Annotated in this window: 24 protein-coding genes; 15 read left to right on the top strand and 9 right to left on the bottom strand. The window is 40.4% G+C overall.

Annotation, left to right across the window (positions count from 1 at the left end; translation table 11 throughout):
* The first annotated feature begins 86 nt into the window (after nt 1–86).
* Nucleotides 87–1,352, top strand: a complete 1,266-nt coding sequence (locus tag AA650_RS25360) for an HhoA/HhoB/HtrA family serine endopeptidase (protein ID WP_053541142.1) — start codon at nt 87–89, stop codon at nt 1,350–1,352.
* A 3-nt stretch (nt 1,353–1,355) separates the two neighbouring features.
* On the opposite strand, the gene AA650_RS25355 is transcribed toward AA650_RS25360, so the two are convergent.
* Nucleotides 1,356–1,586, bottom strand: coding sequence for an antitoxin (locus AA650_RS25355; RefSeq protein WP_442853950.1), 231 nt, complete (start codon nt 1,584–1,586; stop codon nt 1,356–1,358).
* A gap of 332 nt (nt 1,587–1,918) precedes the next feature.
* Between AA650_RS25355 and def the strand changes: the two genes are divergently transcribed.
* A complete protein-coding gene (gene def / locus AA650_RS25350; RefSeq protein WP_053541141.1) occupies nt 1,919–2,455 on the top strand; it encodes a peptide deformylase in 537 nt (178 codons plus the stop codon).
* 55 nt (nt 2,456–2,510) lie between these two features.
* Here def and AA650_RS25345 read toward each other — a convergent pair whose 3' ends face one another.
* On the bottom strand, nt 2,511–3,416 hold the full coding sequence (locus AA650_RS25345) for a CoB--CoM heterodisulfide reductase iron-sulfur subunit B family protein (RefSeq protein WP_053541140.1): 906 nt from the start codon (nt 3,414–3,416) through the stop codon (nt 2,511–2,513).
* A 229-nt stretch (nt 3,417–3,645) separates the two neighbouring features.
* On the opposite strand from AA650_RS25345, the gene acpP reads away from it, so the two are divergent.
* The 3 genes from acpP to tkt all read left to right on the top strand — a co-directional run bounded on the left by acpP (nt 3,646) and on the right by tkt (nt 7,958).
* Entirely contained in the window at nt 3,646–3,900 is a 255-nt protein-coding gene (acpP, locus tag AA650_RS25340) for an acyl carrier protein (protein ID WP_053541139.1), read from the top strand.
* A gap of 240 nt (nt 3,901–4,140) precedes the next feature.
* A complete protein-coding gene (gene fabF / locus AA650_RS25335; protein ID WP_053541138.1) occupies nt 4,141–5,400 on the top strand; it encodes a beta-ketoacyl-ACP synthase II in 1,260 nt (419 codons plus the stop codon).
* Between the two features lie 545 nt (nt 5,401–5,945).
* Nucleotides 5,946–7,958 carry a transketolase gene (gene tkt / locus AA650_RS25325; RefSeq protein ID WP_053541136.1) on the top strand — a complete coding sequence of 671 codons (2,013 nt, stop codon included), beginning with the start codon at nt 5,946–5,948 and terminating at the stop codon, nt 7,956–7,958.
* Nucleotides 7,959–8,357: 399 nt separating this feature from the next.
* On the opposite strand, the gene pdxA is transcribed toward tkt, so the two are convergent.
* A complete protein-coding gene (pdxA, locus tag AA650_RS25320; RefSeq protein ID WP_053541135.1) occupies nt 8,358–9,398 on the bottom strand; it encodes a 4-hydroxythreonine-4-phosphate dehydrogenase PdxA in 1,041 nt (346 codons plus the stop codon).
* 213 nt (nt 9,399–9,611) lie between these two features.
* Between pdxA and petM the strand changes: the two genes are divergently transcribed.
* The 3 genes from petM to AA650_RS25305 all read left to right on the top strand — a co-directional run bounded on the left by petM (nt 9,612) and on the right by AA650_RS25305 (nt 12,036).
* Entirely contained in the window at nt 9,612–9,716 is a 105-nt protein-coding gene (gene petM, locus AA650_RS25315) for a cytochrome b6-f complex subunit PetM (protein ID WP_039199595.1), read from the top strand.
* Nucleotides 9,717–10,033: 317 nt separating this feature from the next.
* Nucleotides 10,034–11,035 (top strand): SDR family oxidoreductase, encoded by a 1,002-nt coding sequence (locus AA650_RS25310; protein ID WP_053541134.1) that lies wholly within the window; start codon nt 10,034–10,036, stop codon nt 11,033–11,035.
* Nucleotides 11,036–11,118: 83 nt separating this feature from the next.
* Entirely contained in the window at nt 11,119–12,036 is a 918-nt protein-coding gene (locus tag AA650_RS25305; protein ID WP_053541133.1) for an NAD(+) kinase, read from the top strand.
* Between the two features lie 3 nt (nt 12,037–12,039).
* Here AA650_RS25305 and AA650_RS29210 read toward each other — a convergent pair whose 3' ends face one another.
* Nucleotides 12,040–12,162 carry a hypothetical protein gene (locus AA650_RS29210; protein WP_257720889.1) on the bottom strand — a complete coding sequence of 41 codons (123 nt, stop codon included), beginning with the start codon at nt 12,160–12,162 and terminating at the stop codon, nt 12,040–12,042.
* 152 nt (nt 12,163–12,314) lie between these two features.
* Here AA650_RS29210 and AA650_RS25300 point away from each other — a divergent pair, with 152 nt between their 5' ends.
* Complete coding sequence (locus AA650_RS25300; RefSeq protein ID WP_053541132.1) at nt 12,315–12,956, top strand: hypothetical protein; 642 nt, start codon at nt 12,315–12,317, stop codon at nt 12,954–12,956.
* Here AA650_RS25300 and AA650_RS29205 read toward each other — a convergent pair.
* Nucleotides 12,937–13,062, bottom strand: coding sequence for a hypothetical protein (locus tag AA650_RS29205; protein ID WP_257720888.1), 126 nt, complete (start codon nt 13,060–13,062; stop codon nt 12,937–12,939). The genes AA650_RS25300 and AA650_RS29205 overlap by 20 nt on opposite strands.
* Nucleotides 13,063–13,130: 68 nt before the next feature.
* Between AA650_RS29205 and AA650_RS25295 the strand changes: the two genes are divergently transcribed.
* The 3 genes from AA650_RS25295 to AA650_RS25285 all read left to right on the top strand — a co-directional run bounded on the left by AA650_RS25295 (nt 13,131) and on the right by AA650_RS25285 (nt 14,475).
* A complete protein-coding gene (locus AA650_RS25295) occupies nt 13,131–13,508 on the top strand; it encodes a type II toxin-antitoxin system RelE/ParE family toxin (RefSeq protein WP_053541131.1) in 378 nt (125 codons plus the stop codon).
* Between the two features lie 4 nt (nt 13,509–13,512).
* Nucleotides 13,513–13,836, top strand: coding sequence for a helix-turn-helix domain-containing protein (locus tag AA650_RS25290; RefSeq protein ID WP_053541130.1), 324 nt, complete (start codon nt 13,513–13,515; stop codon nt 13,834–13,836).
* A 75-nt stretch (nt 13,837–13,911) separates the two neighbouring features.
* Nucleotides 13,912–14,475: a hypothetical protein gene (locus AA650_RS25285; RefSeq protein ID WP_053541129.1), complete on the top strand. Its 564-nt coding sequence runs from the start codon at nt 13,912–13,914 to the stop codon at nt 14,473–14,475.
* Nucleotides 14,476–14,720: 245 nt separating this feature from the next.
* On the opposite strand, the gene AA650_RS25280 is transcribed toward AA650_RS25285, so the two are convergent.
* From AA650_RS25280 to AA650_RS25275, 4 genes are all read right to left on the bottom strand, one after another.
* Nucleotides 14,721–15,263: a hypothetical protein gene (locus tag AA650_RS25280; RefSeq protein WP_053541128.1), complete on the bottom strand. Its 543-nt coding sequence runs from the start codon at nt 15,261–15,263 to the stop codon at nt 14,721–14,723.
* 71 nt (nt 15,264–15,334) lie between these two features.
* Nucleotides 15,335–15,652: a type II toxin-antitoxin system RelE/ParE family toxin gene (locus AA650_RS28475; RefSeq protein ID WP_168635658.1), complete on the bottom strand. Its 318-nt coding sequence runs from the start codon at nt 15,650–15,652 to the stop codon at nt 15,335–15,337.
* 210 nt (nt 15,653–15,862) lie between these two features.
* A complete protein-coding gene (locus AA650_RS28955) occupies nt 15,863–16,024 on the bottom strand; it encodes a hypothetical protein (protein WP_233455438.1) in 162 nt (53 codons plus the stop codon).
* A 220-nt stretch (nt 16,025–16,244) separates the two neighbouring features.
* Complete coding sequence (locus AA650_RS25275; protein WP_053541127.1) at nt 16,245–16,463, bottom strand: hypothetical protein; 219 nt, start codon at nt 16,461–16,463, stop codon at nt 16,245–16,247.
* A 293-nt stretch (nt 16,464–16,756) separates the two neighbouring features.
* On the opposite strand from AA650_RS25275, the gene AA650_RS25270 reads away from it, so the two are divergent.
* From AA650_RS25270 to AA650_RS28945, 3 genes are all read left to right on the top strand, one after another.
* Nucleotides 16,757–17,005, top strand: a complete 249-nt coding sequence (locus tag AA650_RS25270) for a hypothetical protein (protein WP_053541126.1) — start codon at nt 16,757–16,759, stop codon at nt 17,003–17,005.
* A 101-nt stretch (nt 17,006–17,106) separates the two neighbouring features.
* Nucleotides 17,107–17,361 (top strand): hypothetical protein, encoded by a 255-nt coding sequence (locus tag AA650_RS28950; protein WP_234413260.1) that lies wholly within the window; start codon nt 17,107–17,109, stop codon nt 17,359–17,361.
* A gap of 30 nt (nt 17,362–17,391) precedes the next feature.
* On the top strand, nt 17,392–17,550 hold the full coding sequence (locus AA650_RS28945; protein ID WP_234413259.1) for a hypothetical protein: 159 nt from the start codon (nt 17,392–17,394) through the stop codon (nt 17,548–17,550).
* Nucleotides 17,551–18,187 lie beyond the last annotated feature (637 nt).

The following is an 18,187-nucleotide window of genomic DNA, read 5'->3' as shown; positions in this document are numbered from 1 at the left end:
TACTTCTGTGTCACCTATAATCATTTTGATAAAAACCCGGTAGCTAATATCCTAGCACCTACTAACGAATACGGAGCAATAATCACATGATAAAAATTAATAATCATAACTTAGCAGCGCAGAATATTAATACTAGATTTTTAGGGCAAAATTGGGGAAATAAGGGTAAAAAATGGCTCGCAGTGTGTGGTGTAGCCGTGTTCATGCTGGGAGGTTGTACGAATCTCAAGAAAACCACCACAGAAATCGAACCTAGCAATGCACAACCACACAAAACCACTGCACCCACTACAGAAATTGCTCCTCCCGCGATTTTTTCCTCTTCTGGAGATCCTAACTTTGTTGTCAAAGTAGTACAAAAGGTGGGAGGTGCAGTTGTTCGCATTGATTCGACAAGAACCGTCACAACTCAAGCACCAGACGAATTTTCTGATCCCTTTTTTCGCGGCTTTTTTGGCAATAGAATCCCTTCTCAACAAAGAGAAAGAGTAGAAAGAGGTAGCGGTTCGGGATTTATCATTAATTCATCTGGGCAAATTTTAACTAATTCTCATGTTGTAGACGGTGCTGATTTAGTTACAGTTACCCTCAAAGACGGCAGAACTTTTAAAGGTAAAGTATTAGGCGAAGATGCTGTAACAGATGTGGCAGTAATTCAAATTGATGCCAGTAATTTACCCAGTCTAGCTTTAGGTAAGTCGGATACTTTGCAACCAGGAGAAGCCGTTATCGCTATTGGTAATCCCTTGGGTTTAAATAATACTGTCACATCTGGAATTATCAGCGCCACAGATCGTTCTAGTAGTGATATCGGTGCAAGTGATAAGCGTGTTGATTATCTGCAAACAGATGCAGCAATTAATCCTGGTAATTCTGGTGGACCATTACTAAATGCTCGTGGTGAAGTCATTGGCATGAATACAGCAATTATTCAAGGCGCTCAAGGTTTAGGTTTTGCGATTCCTATTAATACTGCCCAAAAAATTGCCGAAGAACTAATTGCTAAAGGTAGAGTTGATCATCCCTATTTAGGCATACAAATGGTCACACTCACACCTGAAGTTAAGGAAAAAATTATTGCTCGATTTGGAGAGAAAATAAATTTATCTGCAAATCAAGGGATTCTATTAGTGAGGATTGTTCCTAACTCACCCGCAGCCACTGCTGGATTACGTCCAGGAGATGTGATCAAAAGTATGAATAATCAACCCGTTTTGAAAGTTGATGAGGTGCAAAGAATAGTAGAAAATAGTCAAGTTGGTATTCCTTTACAAGTGCAAGTAGAGCGTAATGGCAAAATTTCTGAATTCTTAGTTAAACCTGCACCTTTACCAATTAACAAAGAAAATTGATATTTAGTAAGTTGTCCCGGATTTCCTGCCCTTGGGAAAATCTTCTTCAATATCATCTAAGGTGGCAAAAATTTCCAGGAGGGATTTTTTCTGATAGGGTTCTATGATCAGTTTTCCGTCTTCTTGTCGGATAATTACTTCTGTTGTTGATAGGTTTAATTCTTGAGGAATTGTTAAGGTTTGGGTGTTACCTGCTTGAATAAGTTGGACATGATATTCTGTACTCATTGTCATGATCCTTTTTTGTGGTTTTATGGGTTTTATGGGATTAGGAAATAGCAACTTGACATCTACTGGCGTAAGCCATATTTCCCGGCTAATAGGTAAAGTTTACAATGGTTTTAGCTTTATTTAGCAAGCCCTAATTATTTCACAGAAAAGAGCGAACGGCACGGAAGCCACTTCTTGTCTCGCTTTTTTTAATGCGTAAAGTAACACCTTACGGCATTCATGACGGTGCGAGGTAGAAGGCGACGCAATCGGAGGGCGATCGCACATCATCAATGGTATAATCGTCAAAACGGCGATAATGAAATTTGATATGAGAAAAATATAGAGATTTGAAAATGAATGAATTAGCACCAATCATTAAATTAGGTAATCCGATATTACGACAAAAAGCTGCTGCGGTTGAGAATATTCAAAATCAAGAAATTCAAAACCTCATTGATGAATTAATTACCTCAGTTGCTCAAGCTAATGGGGTGGGAATTGCTGCACCACAAATAGCAGCATCATACCGTTTATTTATCGTTGCTTCCCGTCCTAATGCCAGATATCCCCATGCGCCAGAAATGCAAGCAACAGCAATGATCAATCCCCGAATTGTTGCCAATTCTTCAGAAGTGGTTAAAGATTGGGAAGGTTGTTTAAGTGTTCCTGGAATTAGGGGTTTAGTTCCTAGATATCAAACAATTGAAGTTGAATATACAGACCGTTATGGCAATTTACAAAAACAAGAATTAACTGATTTTGTTGCCAGAATTTTTCAACATGAGTATGATCATTTGGAGGGATTAGTATTTTTAGATCGTGTAGAAAACAATCAGGATTTAATTAGTGAAGAAGAATATCAAAAATCGGTGATTGGTAAAAATGAGTGATCCACAGATCCCCGACTTCTCTAAGAAGTCGGGGATCTAAATTCTCGGTGATATTTTACCAACCTAATTTTTCTAAAATGGGTTTTGTAGACACAATATGTCTGTCTAAACCCAATTCTTTGGGACTGACACCTAAAGCTAAAGCAATTAACTGGGGTAAGTGTAAAATTGGTAAACCTAATTTTTGACCAATGACCTTTTCTACTTCTGGTTGACGAGAATCTAAATTCAAATGACACAAAGGACATGGTGTGACAATACAATCAGCACCATTATTTAAAGCTTCTTGGATATGATTTCCAGCCATTTGGAAAGATTCTGTTGTTGCGTAGCTGGATAAAGGCCAACCACAGCATTGAGTTCTGCCACGATAATATACAGGTGTCGCCCCTACTGCCCGAAATACATTTTCCATTGCTTCGGGTTTAAAAGGATCATCATAGGGCATGGATTTCTGAGCGCGGAGGAGATAACAACCATAGAAAGCTGCACATTTTAATCCACTTAATTTCTTGGTGACACGCTGGGTAATTTCCTCTAAGCCGTAATCTGTCACTAAAGCGTAAAGAAGATGTTTAACTTCTGTACTCCCCCGATAAGGAGAACAGCCTTCTTTTTCTAATAAACCATTAACTTTATTCACGTAATCGGGATTTGTTGACTGACATTCTTTTAATCGTTCATCAACATGACCAATAACACCTTGACAAGTGCTGCAATGGGTAAGTAAAGGGAGATTTAATGATTCTGCTAACGCGATATTTCTGGCATTAACGGTATCTTCTAATAATTGGGAATCTTCTTTAAATGTCCCTGAACCACAGCAAGAGGCTTTTTTCAGTTCAACCAATTCAATACCCAAGGCTTGAGTGAGAGATTGAGTTGATATATACAGTTCCCTACAAGCCCCTTGAGCTACACAGCCTGGATAGTAAGCGTATTTTAGCGGTTTAGATAGCATAAAAGTATAGTTGGTTTATTGTTTAGAGGTGATGAGGATTGATTAATTGGGTGGTTACTGTGGTTATTAAACCTTTATCTCTCATTTCCAGGATCTCCTTCATCTTTAATCCTCAGTTTTAATGATAGAACCTATACTCAGGTTCACCCTTTCCGATAAGATGTATATGCCCAAAAAAAACTTTGTTCATTTAGAGCAAATCATAGCAACTTGTTAAGGACTTTTATTTATGAGCCAAGCAGCAACTTTTGAAAAAGTTAAAAAGATTATCGTTGAGCAACTTAGCATAGAGGATGAGGCTAAGGTTATACCAAATGCCAATTTTATGGAAGATCTAGGGGCTGATTCCCTAGATACAGTGGAGTTAGTCATGGCTTTGGAAGAAGAATTTGAGATCGACATTCCTGATGAAGCGGCTGAAAAAATTACAACTGTTCAAGCCGTAGTTGATTATATCTCTAGTCACGTTGCTGCATCTCCATAGACGAAATTATATTCAGCATTGACGGGTTTAAACAAATACTTTAAGAGTATACAAATTAACTGGATAAACCCGTCCTTAAATGAGTGTTAAGTGTCTAAACTGTAAGTTTGACTTCAAAAAAAGCACCAAAAGTCCATAATATTGAGCAAACAGTATAGTCTTAACTAAGAATACTTAACTCGGAACTCAGCCCTCTTAATTGTTTCCCCCTGCTGCTTTTTCGCCATATTTAATGCAATCATGATAGACTATAAACGTAACCGCGTTGTTGTAACAGGTGTGGGCGCGATTACACCTATTGGTAACACACCAGCCGAATATTGGGAAGGATTATTAAGCGGACGGAATGGAATTGACTATATCACCGCCTTTGATGCTTCTAAACATAGTTGCCGCATTGCGGGTGAAGTCAAAAACTTTGATCCACACACTTACTTAGATCGCAAAGAAGCCAAGCGGATGGATCGGTTTGCCCAATTGGGTGTATCAGCAGCTAAACAAGCTGTTGCTGATTCAGGTTTAGTAATTGATGATCTCAACGCTGAACAAATTGGTGTAATTATCGGTTCGGGAATTGGTGGAATTAAGGTTTTAGAAGACCAACAAACCATTTACTTAGATCCTAATAAAGGTCCTAGTCGTTGTAGTCCCTTCATGATTCCCATGATGATCGCCAATATGGCAGCAGGATTAACAGCAATTCATACTGGGGCAAAAGGTCCAAATTCCTGCTCTGTAACAGCTTGTGCTGCGGGTTCTAATTCTATCGGCGATGCTTTTCGTCAGATTCAAGGCGGATATGCCACAGCCATGATTTGCGGTGGCTGTGAAGCCGCAGTTACACCCCTGTCAGTGGCAGGATTTGCATCTGCTCGCGCCCTGTCCACCCGCAATGATGATCCGGCTCATGCTTGTCGTCCCTTTGATCGTGATCGTGATGGCTTTGTCATGGGTGAAGGAGCAGGAATTTTAATTCTCGAAGAATTAGAACACGCCCTTAATCGTGGCGCAAGGATTTATGGGGAAATTGTTGGTTATGGGATGACCTGTGATGCCTATCACATGACTTCTCCTGTTCCCGGTGGTTTAGGTGCAGCCAGAGCGATTGAGTTAGCTTTAAAAGATGCGTCACTGACACCGGAAATGGTTAGTTACATCAATGCTCATGGAACTAGTACATCAGCCAATGATGTGAATGAAACCGCGGCGATTAAGAAAGCTTTGGGAGATCATGCGTATAAAGTAGCCATCAGTTCTACTAAATCCATGACAGGACACCTGTTAGGCGGTTCTGGTGGGATTGAAGCTGTAGCGACAATTTTAGCGATCGCTCATAACAAAATTCCCCCCACCATCAATATCGAAAATCTTGATCCAGAATGTGACCTAGATTATGTTCCCCATACTAGCCGTGATCAGGTAGTCGAGGTGGCTTTATCTAATTCTTTTGGCTTTGGTGGTCATAATGTTACCCTGGCATTCAAGAAATTTACTCTCTAGTGACTTGCAAATAAAAAATATCCTATCGCTGTTGGGGCAGGGGAGTAGGGGGAGTAGGGGGAGTAGGGGGAGTAGGGGGAGTAGGGGGAGTAGGGGGAGTAGGGGGAGTAGGGGGAGTAGGGGGAGTAGGGGAGAAATTTCTTTCTTCTTTCTTCTTTCTTCTTTCTTCTTCCTTCTGAACTCCTGAACTCCTGAACTCCTGATAGCGCAGCGTGGCGTTAGCCATACTCCTGAATGGGCGCAGGCCCTGCGCCCCTACCTCCTGAACTCCTACTGTAATTTTGTTACTGGTTGGCTTTTTAGAAGTGAACCTGTGGCAAGTATGATAGAGATCATTCTCTGCTGAACCGTTAGTATGGCTTATGCCACGCTTTGGGAACAGCAAGATTAAATTATTGGCTTTATTCATCACCAAAAACTCACAATATCCCCCTTGTCCATTGACAATTAGGAATGGGATGATGAGAAAAGTGGGATCACTTGATAATGAACCCAACAAGAACAAGCTAAAAAGAGTCCTAACCCGTCGTTAACAATAAGAGATTATGGCTGTTGCAACCCAATCCATCCAAGAACTTTGTATTAATTCGATCCGCTTTTTGGCTGTAGATGCCATAGAAAAATCTAAATCGGGACACCCTGGACTACCGATGGGCGCGGCTCCAATGGCTTTTGTGCTTTGGGATAGCTTCATGCGCTATAACCCCAAAAATCCTCAGTGGTTCAACCGCGATCGCTTTGTTTTATCCGCTGGTCATGGTTCAATGTTGCAGTATGCCCTACTGTACTTAACCGGCTACGATAGCGTTACCATAGACGACATCAAGCAATTTCGTCAATGGGGTGCTAAGACCCCAGGCCACCCCGAAAATTTTGTTACAGCCGGTGTAGAAGTTACCACAGGTCCTTTAGGTCAAGGAATTGCCAATGCAGTGGGTTTAGCAGTAGCAGAAGCACACCTAGCTGCTAAGTTCAACAAACCAGATGCCAAGATAGTTGATCATTATACTTATGTACTTCTGGGTGATGGTTGCAACATGGAAGGAATTTCCGGTGAAGCTGCTTCCATTGCTGGACACTGGGGATTAGGTAAACTGATTGCTCTTTATGACGATAACCACATCTCCATTGATGGTTCTACAGATGTAGCTTTCACTGAAGACGTTTCCAAACGCTTTGAATCTTACGGTTGGCACGTTATCCACGTTAAAGACGGTAACACCGACTTAGCGGGAATTGCCAAAGCTATTGAAGCTGCAAAAGCCGTCACCGACAAACCCACCATGATTAAGGTGACAACCACCATTGGTTATGGTTCTCCTAACAAACAAGATACCGCTGGTATTCACGGTGCGGCTTTGGGTCCAGAAGAAACCATCGCTACCCGCAAAAACTTAGGTTGGGAATATGATGCCTTTGTAGTTCCTGAAGATGCTCTAAATCATACTCGCAAAGCAGTAGAACGCGGTGCAGGTTACGAATCCGAATGGAATACAGTTTATGCTGACTACAAAGCTAAATACCCCCAAGAAGCAGCGGAATTTGACCGTTTCATTACTGGTAAATTACCAGACGGTTGGGACAAAGTATTACCTACCTACACAACCGAAGACAAAGCATTACCCACCCGCAAACACTCAGAAAACTGCCTCAACAAACTCGGGGCTGTTTTGCCAGAATTAATTGGTGGTTCTGCTGACTTAACCCACTCCAACCTCACCGAACTCAAAGGTGCTGGAGACTTCCAAAAAGGACATTTTGCCAACCGCAACATCCACTTTGGTGTGCGGGAACACGCAATGGGTGCAATCTGTAATGGTATGGCGTTGCACAACTCAGGTTTAATTCCCTACGGTGCAACCTTCCTAATCTTCACAGATTATATGCGGGCTGCTATTCGTTTGGCTGCGCTCTCTGAAGCTGGTTCAATTTGGGTCATGACTCACGACTCCATTGGTCAAGGTGAAGATGGTCCTACTCACCAACCTATTGAAACCCTTGCTTCTTTGCGTGCCATTCCTGATTTAACCGTAATTCGTCCTGCTGACGGAAATGAAACCTCTGGTGGTTACAAAGTCGCAATTGAGAAGTCTAAAGCACACGCTTCCACTTTATTGGCGTTCACTCGTCAAAATGTTCCTAACTTGGCAGGTACATCCATTGCAGGTGTCGCTAAGGGTGGATATACAATTGTTGATTGCCAAGGTACACCAGATATCATCTTGATTGGTACTGGTTCAGAAGTCAGCCTCTGTGTAAGTGCAGCAGAAAAATTAACTGCGGTCGGTAAGAAGGTTCGTGTAGTTTCTATGCCTTCTTCTACCTTGTTCGATACACAAGATGCAGCTTACAAAGAATCTGTTCTACCAAAAGCTGTTACTAAGCGTCTATCGGTAGAAGCTGCTAGTAGCTTCGGTTGGCACAAATATACAGGTAGTGAAGGCGACACTGTAAGTATTGATACTTTTGGTGCTTCTGCTCCTGGTGGTATTTGTTTGGAGAAGTTTGGCTTCACTGTTGATAATGTTTTAGCTAAAGCCAAAGCATTGTTAGTTTAAACAGTAGAAGCCTCTCACCTACCCGATAGGGTAGGTGGTGAGATGAATACGCGTAAGTGACGAATTGCCCAACGAGCAAAATTAAGCGCAGCTTAATCAGTGTTGTTGGGCGATGTTAGCGAAGCGGCACGAAGTGCGGAATGAAACCACGAGATTATGTGATTACTTGCGCTCGTAATGACAATTTCAGGGGTCTATAACGCCTGAAACCCTTGCAGATAACACTTGTGTGTACACCGTAGCCTCGTAGGGAAGGGTCAGAGACTGGGAATGAGATGACTTGAGTTCTTTGCGGGATAGAGGTTTTACGTTAAGTTGACACCAATGAAGCTCTTGCTTTACCCCTACGTTTAGAATCAAACAATCAAGCCGTTTTGAGTATAAACTTTTTATGTCCTGTCATATTAAACCCTCCCGACTAATTTCAACCGCCAAATTAATCGCTGCTTTCATACTTGTTGGGTCAGCAATGCCTTTGCCGGCAATATCAAAAGCTGTACCATGATCCGGGGAAGTCCGCACAAACGGTAAACCAATGGTAGTATTGACAGCCCGATCAAAAGCCATCAACTTCACGGGAATTAAACCTTGGTCGTGATAAAGTGCCAAGTAACCATCAGCCGGATTTTTAACTGAAGAATTACCATACCAAGCCATACCTGGTTTCACCCACATTGTATCTGGGGGGATGGGTCCTTCTAGCTGTAAATGGGGGCGTTTTTGGCGTTCTGACTCCAGCCAGGGAATTAACCAATCTATTTCTTCCGTTCCTAGTTGTCCCATTTCACCGCTGTGGGGATTTAACCCGGCGATCGCAATTCTCCCATTTTTAATCCCCAAATCATTTTCTAAATACTCCACTAGCAAATCTAATTTCTGTGTCAACAACTGCGGTGTTAATGCCTCAGCTACTTGACGTAAAGGAATATGTGTGGTAGCAAGTAACGCCCGCAGAGTCCAACCAGTAAAAGGCGATCGCCCCACAAACAACATCCCGAAACGCTCCACACCAGCCCTTGCGGCTAAAAGTTCCGTTTGTCCTGGATAATTGTAACCAGCAGCCTTCCAAGCAGATTTAGCGATAGGTCCGGTAACAATTCCATCAAACTCACCCGCCAAAGTTTGAGATATAGCATATTCCATATAAGCAAAACTCGCCGCACCACTAGCTGCATTCCCCACACCAGTAATAATTTCACCAGCACTAGGCACATCAACTACAGACAAATTAGCAGGATTTACCAAAAAGAGGGAATTATCAATATTTTTACTGATATTTTCATAAACTTGAGCTAATAAAATTTTATTTCCCACCACCACCACATCACAATCTTGAGTAACTTCAGGATCAGCCAAAGCCTTCAAAATTACCTCAGCACCAATACCCGCCGGATCTCCCAGAGTCAGCACCAAACGCGGACGTTTATCTTGATTAATCATGATCTTGTATCCCTGCCCATCGTCGTCTATCCCCGAATATCATCCCTAAATTGGTTTAGAATTATTGATAGAGGTTTAATCTCAATAATTCTGATAGACCCAGTTTATCTGAATCCTCAAAGTTGAAAATAAGATTTGAGCCTTCAAATCAAATTCAGCGGTCTGAAAAACAGGAAACATAAATCAACAATCCACAAAGGAGCATTACAGCAAATGGGCAGCGAAATATTAAATGCAGCTATGCTATCTTTCGGTCTAATCTTCGTAGGTTGGGCGATCGGTGCTTTGTTACTCAAAATTCAAGGCGCAGAAGAGTAGAGGGGAAGTAGGGGAGTAGGGGAAGTAGGGGAAGTAGGGGAAGTAGGGGAAGTAAGGGAAGTAAGGGAAGTAGGGGAAGTAGGGGAAGTAGGGGAAGTAGGGGAAAAAAATTAATTCTTCATCCTGACTCGGTGACTCCTGACTCGGTGACTCCTGACTCGGTGACTCGGTGACTCCTGAACTCCTGAACTCCTGAACTCCTGAACTCCTGAACTCCTGAACTCCTAAATCTTTTATTAAAATGATGTAAAGTTTTATTTACATAACTAATTCTGTTAAGATTCTTTTCATAAACATTAAGATATATAACCAACCCCATGACATTATTAATAGTTGGTGCAACTGGCACACTGGGAAGACAAGTAGCCCGTCGCGCAATTGATGAAGGATACAAAGTCCGCTGTCTCGTTCGGAGTCCTAAAAAAGCAGCTTTTTTGAAAGAATGGGGTGCAGAACTGGTACGAGGAAACTTGTGCAATCCGCAAACCCTGACGGAAGCATTGACGGGAGTAACAGCAGTTATTGATGCCGCTACGTCCCGTGCTACAGATTCTCTAACTATTAAAGAGGTAGATTGGGATGGAAAAGTAGCATTAATTCAAGCAGCCAAAGCCGCTGGTGTAGAAAGATTTATCTTCTTTTCCATTCTCGATGCTGATAAATATCCCAATGTACCACTAATGGAAATTAAGGGATGTACAGAAGCATACTTGGTAGAATCCGGTTTAAACTACACAATTTTACGTTTGGCTGGATTTATGCAAGGATTAATTGGTCAATATGGTATACCTATTTTAGAAAAACAACCAGTATGGGTGACGGGAACATCCTCACCTATTGGCTACATGGATACTCAAGATATTGCTAAATTTGCAGTGCGGGCTTTGACAGTACCAGAAACAGAAAAGCAAGCTTTCCCAGTCGTGGGAACTCGTGCTTGGAGTGCCGAGGAAATTATTAATCTTTGCGAGCGCTTGTCTGATAGAGATGCAAAAGTTACACGAATGCCCATTGGATTATTACGGGCTGTACGGAATTTACTACGCTGCTTTCAATGGGGATGGAATGTTGCTGATAGATTAGCTTTTACAGAAGTTTTAGCCAGTGGTAAAGCTCTAAACGCAGAAAATATGGACGAAGTATATACTATTTTTGGTTTAGACAAACAGCAAACCACCACACTGGAAGTATATCTACAAGAATATTTCAGCCGGATTATGAACAAGCTGAAACAGTTAGATTACGAGAAAGCTAAAAGCAAAAAGCTCAAAAGTAAAAAGACTCCCTTTAAAGAATCTTCCAAAGCCAATAGTCAATAAATATGAGACTTATGGTTACATTAGTCCAAAATGTGTAACTATGAGATACATAAAAAACAGCCCTTAGACTTGGATATTTGAGTGTGCCGAAAGCAGGCATTATCTATAACGACGTTAAACCGATAGCGAGTAGTGTCGCTATTGAACTAAAAGACAAACTTACCGCTGCTGGTTGGGATGTGTACATCACAGCTAGTATCGGTGGGATATTGGGCTATTCTCAACCAGATAGTCCTGTCTTTCACACCCCCATTGAAGGTCTTACGCCCCCTGGCTTTGACTCAGATATGAAATTTACTGTGGTGTTAGGAGGTGATGGAACTGTATTAGCAGCATCACGCCTGGTAGCCCCCTCTGGTATCCCCATGCTGACGGTAAATACTGGTCACATGGGATTTCTGACGGAAATTTATCTTAACCAATTGCCCCAAGCCTTAGAACAGGCAATGGCGGGTGCATATCAGGTTGAAGATAGAGCTATGCTCACCGTTAAAGTTATGCGGGGAGATACGGTGAAATGGGAAGCCCTCTGTTTAAATGAAATGGTGCTACATCGAGAACCTTTAACTTGTATGTGCCATTTTGAAATTGCGGTGGGACGACATTCACCTGTGGATATTGCGGCTGATGGAATTATTGTTTCTACTCCCACTGGTTCAACGGCTTATTCTTTAAGCGCAGGTGGTCCAGTAATTACTCCCGGTGTGCCTGTATTGCAGTTAGTACCTATTTGTCCTCATTCTCTGGCTTCTAGGGCTTTGGTGTTTCCCGATAGTGAACCAGTCAATATATATCCTGTGAATATTCCCCGGTTGGTGATGGTTGTGGATGGTAATGGTGGATGTTATATTTTACCGGAAGATCGGGTATATTTAGAGCGATCGCCCTATAGCGCCCGATTTATTCGTCTCCAGTCTCCAGAATTTTTCCGTGTTCTCCGGGAAAAACTCGGTTGGGGTTTACCACATATCGCTAAACCCAATTCTGTAGAATTGCCTTAATTGTTAATTGTCAGTTAGTGTTGTCTTTGGTGGTAAATGCCAACTTAGTGTAACTCGCACTTCTCTATTTGGTAAAACTGATATTTCCCATACACCATTTATAAGTTCACGGGCTACAGTATCCATGATTTTATTACCATAGCCGCCTTTTTTGGGTCTATAAGTAGATGCTAAAATAGCTCCATCACATTTTTATGCAGGGATACACATTGACATCCAATCACTTACATATCTATTATCAGGAACAAAGAATTACAATTTAATGGTTAAGTAGCAAAATGAAAAAGTTGTTAAGACTTACAATATGTTTTGGCGCAGTTACTTTGCCCCACCTGTTTGGTCTGGGATTAATGAATAGTAGTATAGTTCCTGTTGCTTTTGGACAAAACAGTATCCGTAACGATCAAGTTTTCACACGAAAATCTGGTAATGGTGCTCCCTGGGGTGATTGGACTAGACCTGTGTACTGTCCACCAGGTTCATGGGCAGCTGGTTACACAATGAGGGTAGAACCTGAACGAGGTGAGGGTGATGATACTGGGCTTAATGCTATTGCTCTCTACTGCCGCGATCGCAATGGACGAGATGTAGATCGTATTATGCCCGATCCAGGGATGTGGGGTAATTGGCTTGAAGATTCTAATTGCTCTCCAGGTGTTTTTATGACACATTTTCAGCTAAGAGTGGAGAGCAACCGGGGATCAGAAGATGATACAGCTGCAAATTCTGTTGCTTTTACCTGTGGTAATCGCAGACAAATTGAATCTTCAGGTACTACACCTTGGGGAAACTGGGGACCTTGGCAAGGAAGTTACAAAAGAGTTGCTATTTGTGGTGTCCAAGCTAAGGTAGAATCTAATCGAGGTGAGAGCGATGATACTGCATTGAATGATTTAGAATTTATGTGGTGCAAAATCTAAGAGGATGATTTTGAGCGATCCTAGTATTCAAATCCCCGACTTCTTTGATAAGTCGGGGATCTATTTTCCTAATTTCTACAGCATGATGATCTTGTACCGTTGTCATACATTATATTTAATACCATATAATTACTTATTGACATAATATGCTAGTTTTAGCATACTTAACATTAGATGAATGAAAAACAAGAAAAGCCTCTCAGATGGATTGCAAGCGCCCTTAATGATTTAAAGAAGTTTCCTGAAGATGTACAGGATGTCATGGGTTACGCTCTTGATTTGGCACAACATGGACAAAAACACCCTAATGCAAAACCTTTACGCGGGTTCTCTGGAGCAGGTGTTTTAGAAATTGTAGATGATTTTGATGGGGATACATATAGGGCAATTTATACTGTTAAATTCGAGGGTGTTATCTACTTACTACATTCCTTTCAAAAGAAATCAAAACATGGTATTGCTACACCAAAACAAGATATAGAATTAGTTAAAAAAAGATTGAAAATCGCTCAAGAAAATTATTTACAACAAACTACCGAAAAAATGGAGTAAAAAAATGCCAGAAGAAAATCAAGTTGAGGTTAGTAGCGGAAATGTATTTGCTGACTTAGGTTTATCTAATCCTGAAGAAAGATTATTGAAAGCGGAGTTAGTCCGTAAAATCAGTGAAATCATTACTAATTTAAATTTAACACAAGTTCAAGCAGCAGAAATTCTAGGCATAGATCAACCAAAAGTTTCTCTACTAATTAGAGGTAGATTAAGTGGCTTCTCAACTGATAGGTTGATGAACTATCTAAACAAGTTAGGTAGTGATGTAGAGATTACAGTTAAACCTAAACCTGAAAATCGTAAGTTTGCTCAGATAATTGTAGTCTAATAATTATTTCCAAACTCAATATAGTTCGCTTATAGCGATATCACTGCGATCGCTCTTTTGATAATAGGATATTTAATGAAAAAACTTAATTGGCGCAACTATATTATTGCAACCTTAACTACCATAGTTAGTAACCCAATACTCTATGTTGCTGCTCAAGAAATTCCTAAAGGACAATGTATTACTAATAACTTTGGGCAACAACTATGTGGCTATAATTGTGTTCAAAATCAATTTGGACAAATGAAATGTGCAGATTGGCCAGGTGGTGTGTGTACTGTGAATAATTTTGGTCAAATTACTTGTGGACCACCAGCACCACACCATTGGAATTTACGTTATACATCCCCGTCACAAACAGCAAATCCTCCTGATATAAAATGGAGAATTGTCAGACATAATATGAGTCTGCAAGAATGTCAGCAAAGAGCATATCAATCTCTAGAAACAGCAAATTTTATTAATTTAAAAACAGGAGTAAATTCTAATTCAGGTTACATGATACAAGGCGATATTAACAATAATAGAGCAAAAATATCTTGTCTAAACGATATAGTCCTTATTATAGTTGCTGGAGATGAACCAAAAACTCTTAAGAGATTACACGATTCTATATATCAAAATATGGGTTTTCGTTGAAACAGCTAAAAAATATTGTAATCAATCATATCCCCGACTTCTTAGAGAAGTTGGGGATCTAGGTCTTGCTAAAATATAGACCATTTAGGGATACATCTGGCTAGTAAATGTGGTCAATCACCAGAATCAATTATTAGTGAAATTGTCAGATTATACATGGAAATACAATCACCATAAACAGTTGATGATACTGTATCTGATCCGTTAATTGGCTTATTTGCAGCAGTTCCATACTTCAACCCAATCTACGGGAGACCGGTCACACTATTAGTAATAGTCCAAATATCTACTAAAAGTAATAATAAGGTACAACCAAATAAAATAATATACATCCAAGGTTGTGAGAAAGGGTTAACATCGTGAGTATTAATATTAGTTTTTTCTTGAACAATTTTGAGTAGCTGAGATAAACCAGCTATACGCATGGGTAATAAATAACCTTTACCATCATGACTGATAAAATAATAGACTAATCCACCTTGACCAGTAGTACGTGGTTTTAAATCTTTAACATCCGACCAAAGCAAAGACCAACCAGGAAGGAAAAAGCGTGGTATCCACACTGGATAAGTGACTTGAATTTTTTCCTCATCTGTTATAACTCTTTCAGAAAGTACAGCATATAAAATCACAAAACCGGCGATAATTCCTACGATTAACAATGATGGAGGAACAGAGGCAGAAGTAACTTTAGCCAAAATAGGTAAAGGAACTGTTAAGGCTATATATAATGTTAATAATGTGATGCGAATGATTGGGGATAGGCGAAAAATAGAATTTGTCGTCATGGTAGTTATTGAAAATGAAGTTAGCTATATTTATAGTAACTGATTTTATTTTATTTTTGTGCTTTCAATTCTTACAGCTTTTGCATAGAATATGACTTTGTTGAGAACAAAGTGAGAAATATAGGATTAGACATCTCCAAAGAAGATGTAGAGCCGAGAATCCCTGTACATGGAACGTCTCTACAAAGGTTTCGACAGTCATATCTACAGGAACAAGCACGCAAACCATCAAACTCACCTTTTAGCTGATGAGTAGCAAGGTTAGCAGCAAATAAATCTATTTCCATTTGCTGTAATGTTTCCTCAATTCGTGCTTGTAAATTCTGATCATGTCTGATGAATTTTCGCAAAAATCGCCTGAAGCGAGAAGTAAGAACCAATTTTTTCATTATGTTTCATTAGTATTTAAGTAAGTTCTTAACTCAGCGATCGCTCTCCCAAGCAACACCCAACTTGTTCCTAAATGGCGATTTCTGCGGAGCGCTTCGCTATCGCACCCCAACCAACTTATTCCTAAACAGCGATACCTTCTTGATTAAGATATCGATCATTTTCAGAAGTTGGCTAGATATCTAGTTGATGCAAATTCTTAGTTTAAGCTATAATGGATAAATACTATTTCTATAAAAACCTACTTTTCCACCTCCCGAATTATAAGCACCTCCCATAGCTTCTTGTTTTAATTCTTCTGGTAAATGCTTCCAGTTTTGTCCAGATTCCAATAATCTTAAATATTTTAAGCGACTTTCTGGATAAGCCATAAATTCTCGTTCTGTATCAATTAAATCTGTTATGGCATCTCCTAAAGTTCGCCATTTAGGTAAAATTTTACCATCTTTGCAATATTTCGGAATAGGAAATGTAGCAGCTTCACCATCTCTAGAACCAATAAATACCTGGAGTTTAGACTAAGGCATGACAAAATGACCCAGAAGGACTGAGTTTACAAATTACATAGCTCAAACTAGAAAAACTAAGAGGTCAAGCCGATTTAGGTTGTTCCTTCTTGGGTCTAGGAGTAGTATTTTTGACTGTAGGGTAGCGAATTCTGCGTAAGCGGATTCTCCCAGTAGGCCAGCCAGGAGACTTTCCACGGGGTTTGGGGGAAACAGCCGGTGTACCAATCGCGGCGAAAACTCCTCCCATAGACTGAATCGCGCCTAGTAAGGCTACTTGGTCATCAGTTATTAAATTCTGCAATATTGTGACTGCTGGGGAGTGCTTCGCTATCGCACCCCAACATCCCCAAACAGCGATTCCTATCGCTCACAACCACCCCAATTTTAAGCGAACTGCTTGCAGCAGCGCTTCGCTATCGCTATTCCAACTTATTCCCAAACGGTGGTTCCTAGGTCGTGCTTTGCTATCGCACACAACTACCCTAATTTTAGACGATTCCTAGGTCGTGCTTTGCTATCGCACAAATAATTTGTAGAAGGTTTAAAAATTTGATACAATCTTAATTAAGACTGTTTAATTTTCGCAAAAAAACTATGTCTCAAGCAATTGATAAACCTATAATTCAAGAAAACACACTGTTAGAGAAATTTAGAAATCTAACTATTGAACAACAACAAACTATCTTAGATTTTGTGGAATTTATGCACAGTAAAAAACCGAAATCACAAGACAATCAAGAGGTTTCAGCTTATGATTTAGCTAAGGAATGGGCTGGGTCTGTAGAAAGTGGGATTGGTGATTTATCTACTAATAAAAGGTATCTTCAAGGATTTGGTAAATAATGAAATCAGAAATTATTATAGATAAGTAGGTGAACACAATAAAACCAAACTGTGTAAAGAAATGTAAAATCGCCCAAACCCTCTTCACTCTTGCCTCTTGCATGAGTGCCTTTTGCCTTGCCATAACGACAATTTTCAACACCAACCTACTTACTTCGCCTTTAGTGGCTTTTATTGATAAAAGTGATGATTTTCATGAATGGACAGTAGCAAAATGGAAAAATTTACGTCCTCCTTTATTCACTTGTGAAGCGGTTATTGCGGAATCTGGTTTTTTATTACAAAATGTTCATGGAGGAGAAAGTGCTATTTTATCTTTATTGGAAGCAGAAGTAATTAAAATACCTTTTAATTGAAGTGAAGAAGTAACAGTAATTAAGCAATTAATGCAACAATATCAATCCGTTCCTATGTCTTTAGCTGATGCTTTTTTAGTAAGAATGAGTGAATTAATTAGAGGAAGTAGTGTTTTCACTTTAGATAGTGATTTTAGGGTTTATCGTCAATATAAAAATAAGGTTATTCCTGTTATTATGCCTGAATAACATCATTGAATTGCACCACAGTCTCCCGATTCCTAGGTCGCGCTAGTTCCCTCCGGGACGCTACCGCGAACGCTATCGCACCCCAACATCCCCAAATAGCGATTCCTAGGTCGCGCTTCGCTCACAACCCCCTAATTTTAAACAATCGCACCCCACATCCCCAAACAGCGATCGCCTATTTTTCTTGATTAAGGGTTGAACGCAGATAAACGCGGATTTTTTGTCTGAATCAGGATGTCCAGGATTTGAGGATGTACAGGATGTAATTGCTCATTTGTTTGTTGGTAGTTAATGTTGTAATTGTCTGATAGCGTAGCGTGGCGTTAGCCATATCAGAATAAACAAAATCATCCCCAAATTTTCACCAACAATTATTAAATAACATCCTGTGAATCCTTTAATCCTGGTTATCCTGATTCAGACAAAAAAATCATAATCGCACCCCAACATTCCCCAAACGGTGATCGCCCACAACCACCCTAATTTTAAACGATTCCTAGGTCGCGCTAGTTCCCTCCGGGACGCTACCGCGAACGCTATCGCACCCCATATCCCCAAACAGCGATTCCTGCGGAGCGCTTCGCTATCGCTCACAACCCCCTAATTTTAAATGATTGCTCTCCCAACTGATTCCTAA

The sequence above is a fragment of the Anabaena sp. WA102 genome, assembly GCF_001277295.1.
GTDB lineage: Bacteria > Cyanobacteriota > Cyanobacteriia > Cyanobacteriales > Nostocaceae > Dolichospermum > Dolichospermum heterosporum.
The sequence above is the reverse complement of the archived record's forward strand: the minus strand, read 5'-3'. Positions and strand labels throughout refer to the sequence as shown.

Coding starts and splice junctions, on each gene's coding strand:
- AA650_RS25360 (WP_053541142.1), top strand. CDS start 87: ATGATAAAAATTAATAATCATAACTTAGCAGCGCAGAATATTAATACT.
- AA650_RS25355 (WP_442853950.1), bottom strand. CDS start 1,586: ATGACAATGAGTACAGAATATCATGTCCAACTTATTCAAGCAGGTAAC.
- def (WP_053541141.1), top strand. CDS start 1,919: ATGAATGAATTAGCACCAATCATTAAATTAGGTAATCCGATATTACGA.
- AA650_RS25345 (WP_053541140.1), bottom strand. CDS start 3,416: ATGCTATCTAAACCGCTAAAATACGCTTACTATCCAGGCTGTGTAGCT.
- acpP (WP_053541139.1), top strand. CDS start 3,646: ATGAGCCAAGCAGCAACTTTTGAAAAAGTTAAAAAGATTATCGTTGAG.
- fabF (WP_053541138.1), top strand. CDS start 4,141: ATGATAGACTATAAACGTAACCGCGTTGTTGTAACAGGTGTGGGCGCG.
- tkt (WP_053541136.1), top strand. CDS start 5,946: ATGGCTGTTGCAACCCAATCCATCCAAGAACTTTGTATTAATTCGATC.
- pdxA (WP_053541135.1), bottom strand. CDS start 9,398: ATGATTAATCAAGATAAACGTCCGCGTTTGGTGCTGACTCTGGGAGAT.
- petM (WP_039199595.1), top strand. CDS start 9,612: ATGGGCAGCGAAATATTAAATGCAGCTATGCTATCTTTCGGTCTAATC.
- AA650_RS25310 (WP_053541134.1), top strand. CDS start 10,034: ATGACATTATTAATAGTTGGTGCAACTGGCACACTGGGAAGACAAGTA.
- AA650_RS29210 (WP_257720889.1), bottom strand. CDS start 12,162: ATGGATACTGTAGCCCGTGAACTTATAAATGGTGTATGGGAAATATCA.
- AA650_RS25300 (WP_053541132.1), top strand. CDS start 12,315: ATGAAAAAGTTGTTAAGACTTACAATATGTTTTGGCGCAGTTACTTTG.
- AA650_RS29205 (WP_257720888.1), bottom strand. CDS start 13,062: ATGACAACGGTACAAGATCATCATGCTGTAGAAATTAGGAAAATAGAT.
- AA650_RS25295 (WP_053541131.1), top strand. CDS start 13,131: ATGAATGAAAAACAAGAAAAGCCTCTCAGATGGATTGCAAGCGCCCTT.
- AA650_RS25290 (WP_053541130.1), top strand. CDS start 13,513: ATGCCAGAAGAAAATCAAGTTGAGGTTAGTAGCGGAAATGTATTTGCT.
- AA650_RS25285 (WP_053541129.1), top strand. CDS start 13,912: ATGAAAAAACTTAATTGGCGCAACTATATTATTGCAACCTTAACTACC.
- AA650_RS25280 (WP_053541128.1), bottom strand. CDS start 15,263: ATGACGACAAATTCTATTTTTCGCCTATCCCCAATCATTCGCATCACA.
- AA650_RS28475 (WP_168635658.1), bottom strand. CDS start 15,652: ATGAAAAAATTGGTTCTTACTTCTCGCTTCAGGCGATTTTTGCGAAAA.
- AA650_RS28955 (WP_233455438.1), bottom strand. CDS start 16,024: ATGGCTTATCCAGAAAGTCGCTTAAAATATTTAAGATTATTGGAATCT.
- AA650_RS25270 (WP_053541126.1), top strand. CDS start 16,757: ATGTCTCAAGCAATTGATAAACCTATAATTCAAGAAAACACACTGTTA.
- AA650_RS28950 (WP_234413260.1), top strand. CDS start 17,107: ATGAGTGCCTTTTGCCTTGCCATAACGACAATTTTCAACACCAACCTA.
- AA650_RS28945 (WP_234413259.1), top strand. CDS start 17,392: ATGCAACAATATCAATCCGTTCCTATGTCTTTAGCTGATGCTTTTTTA.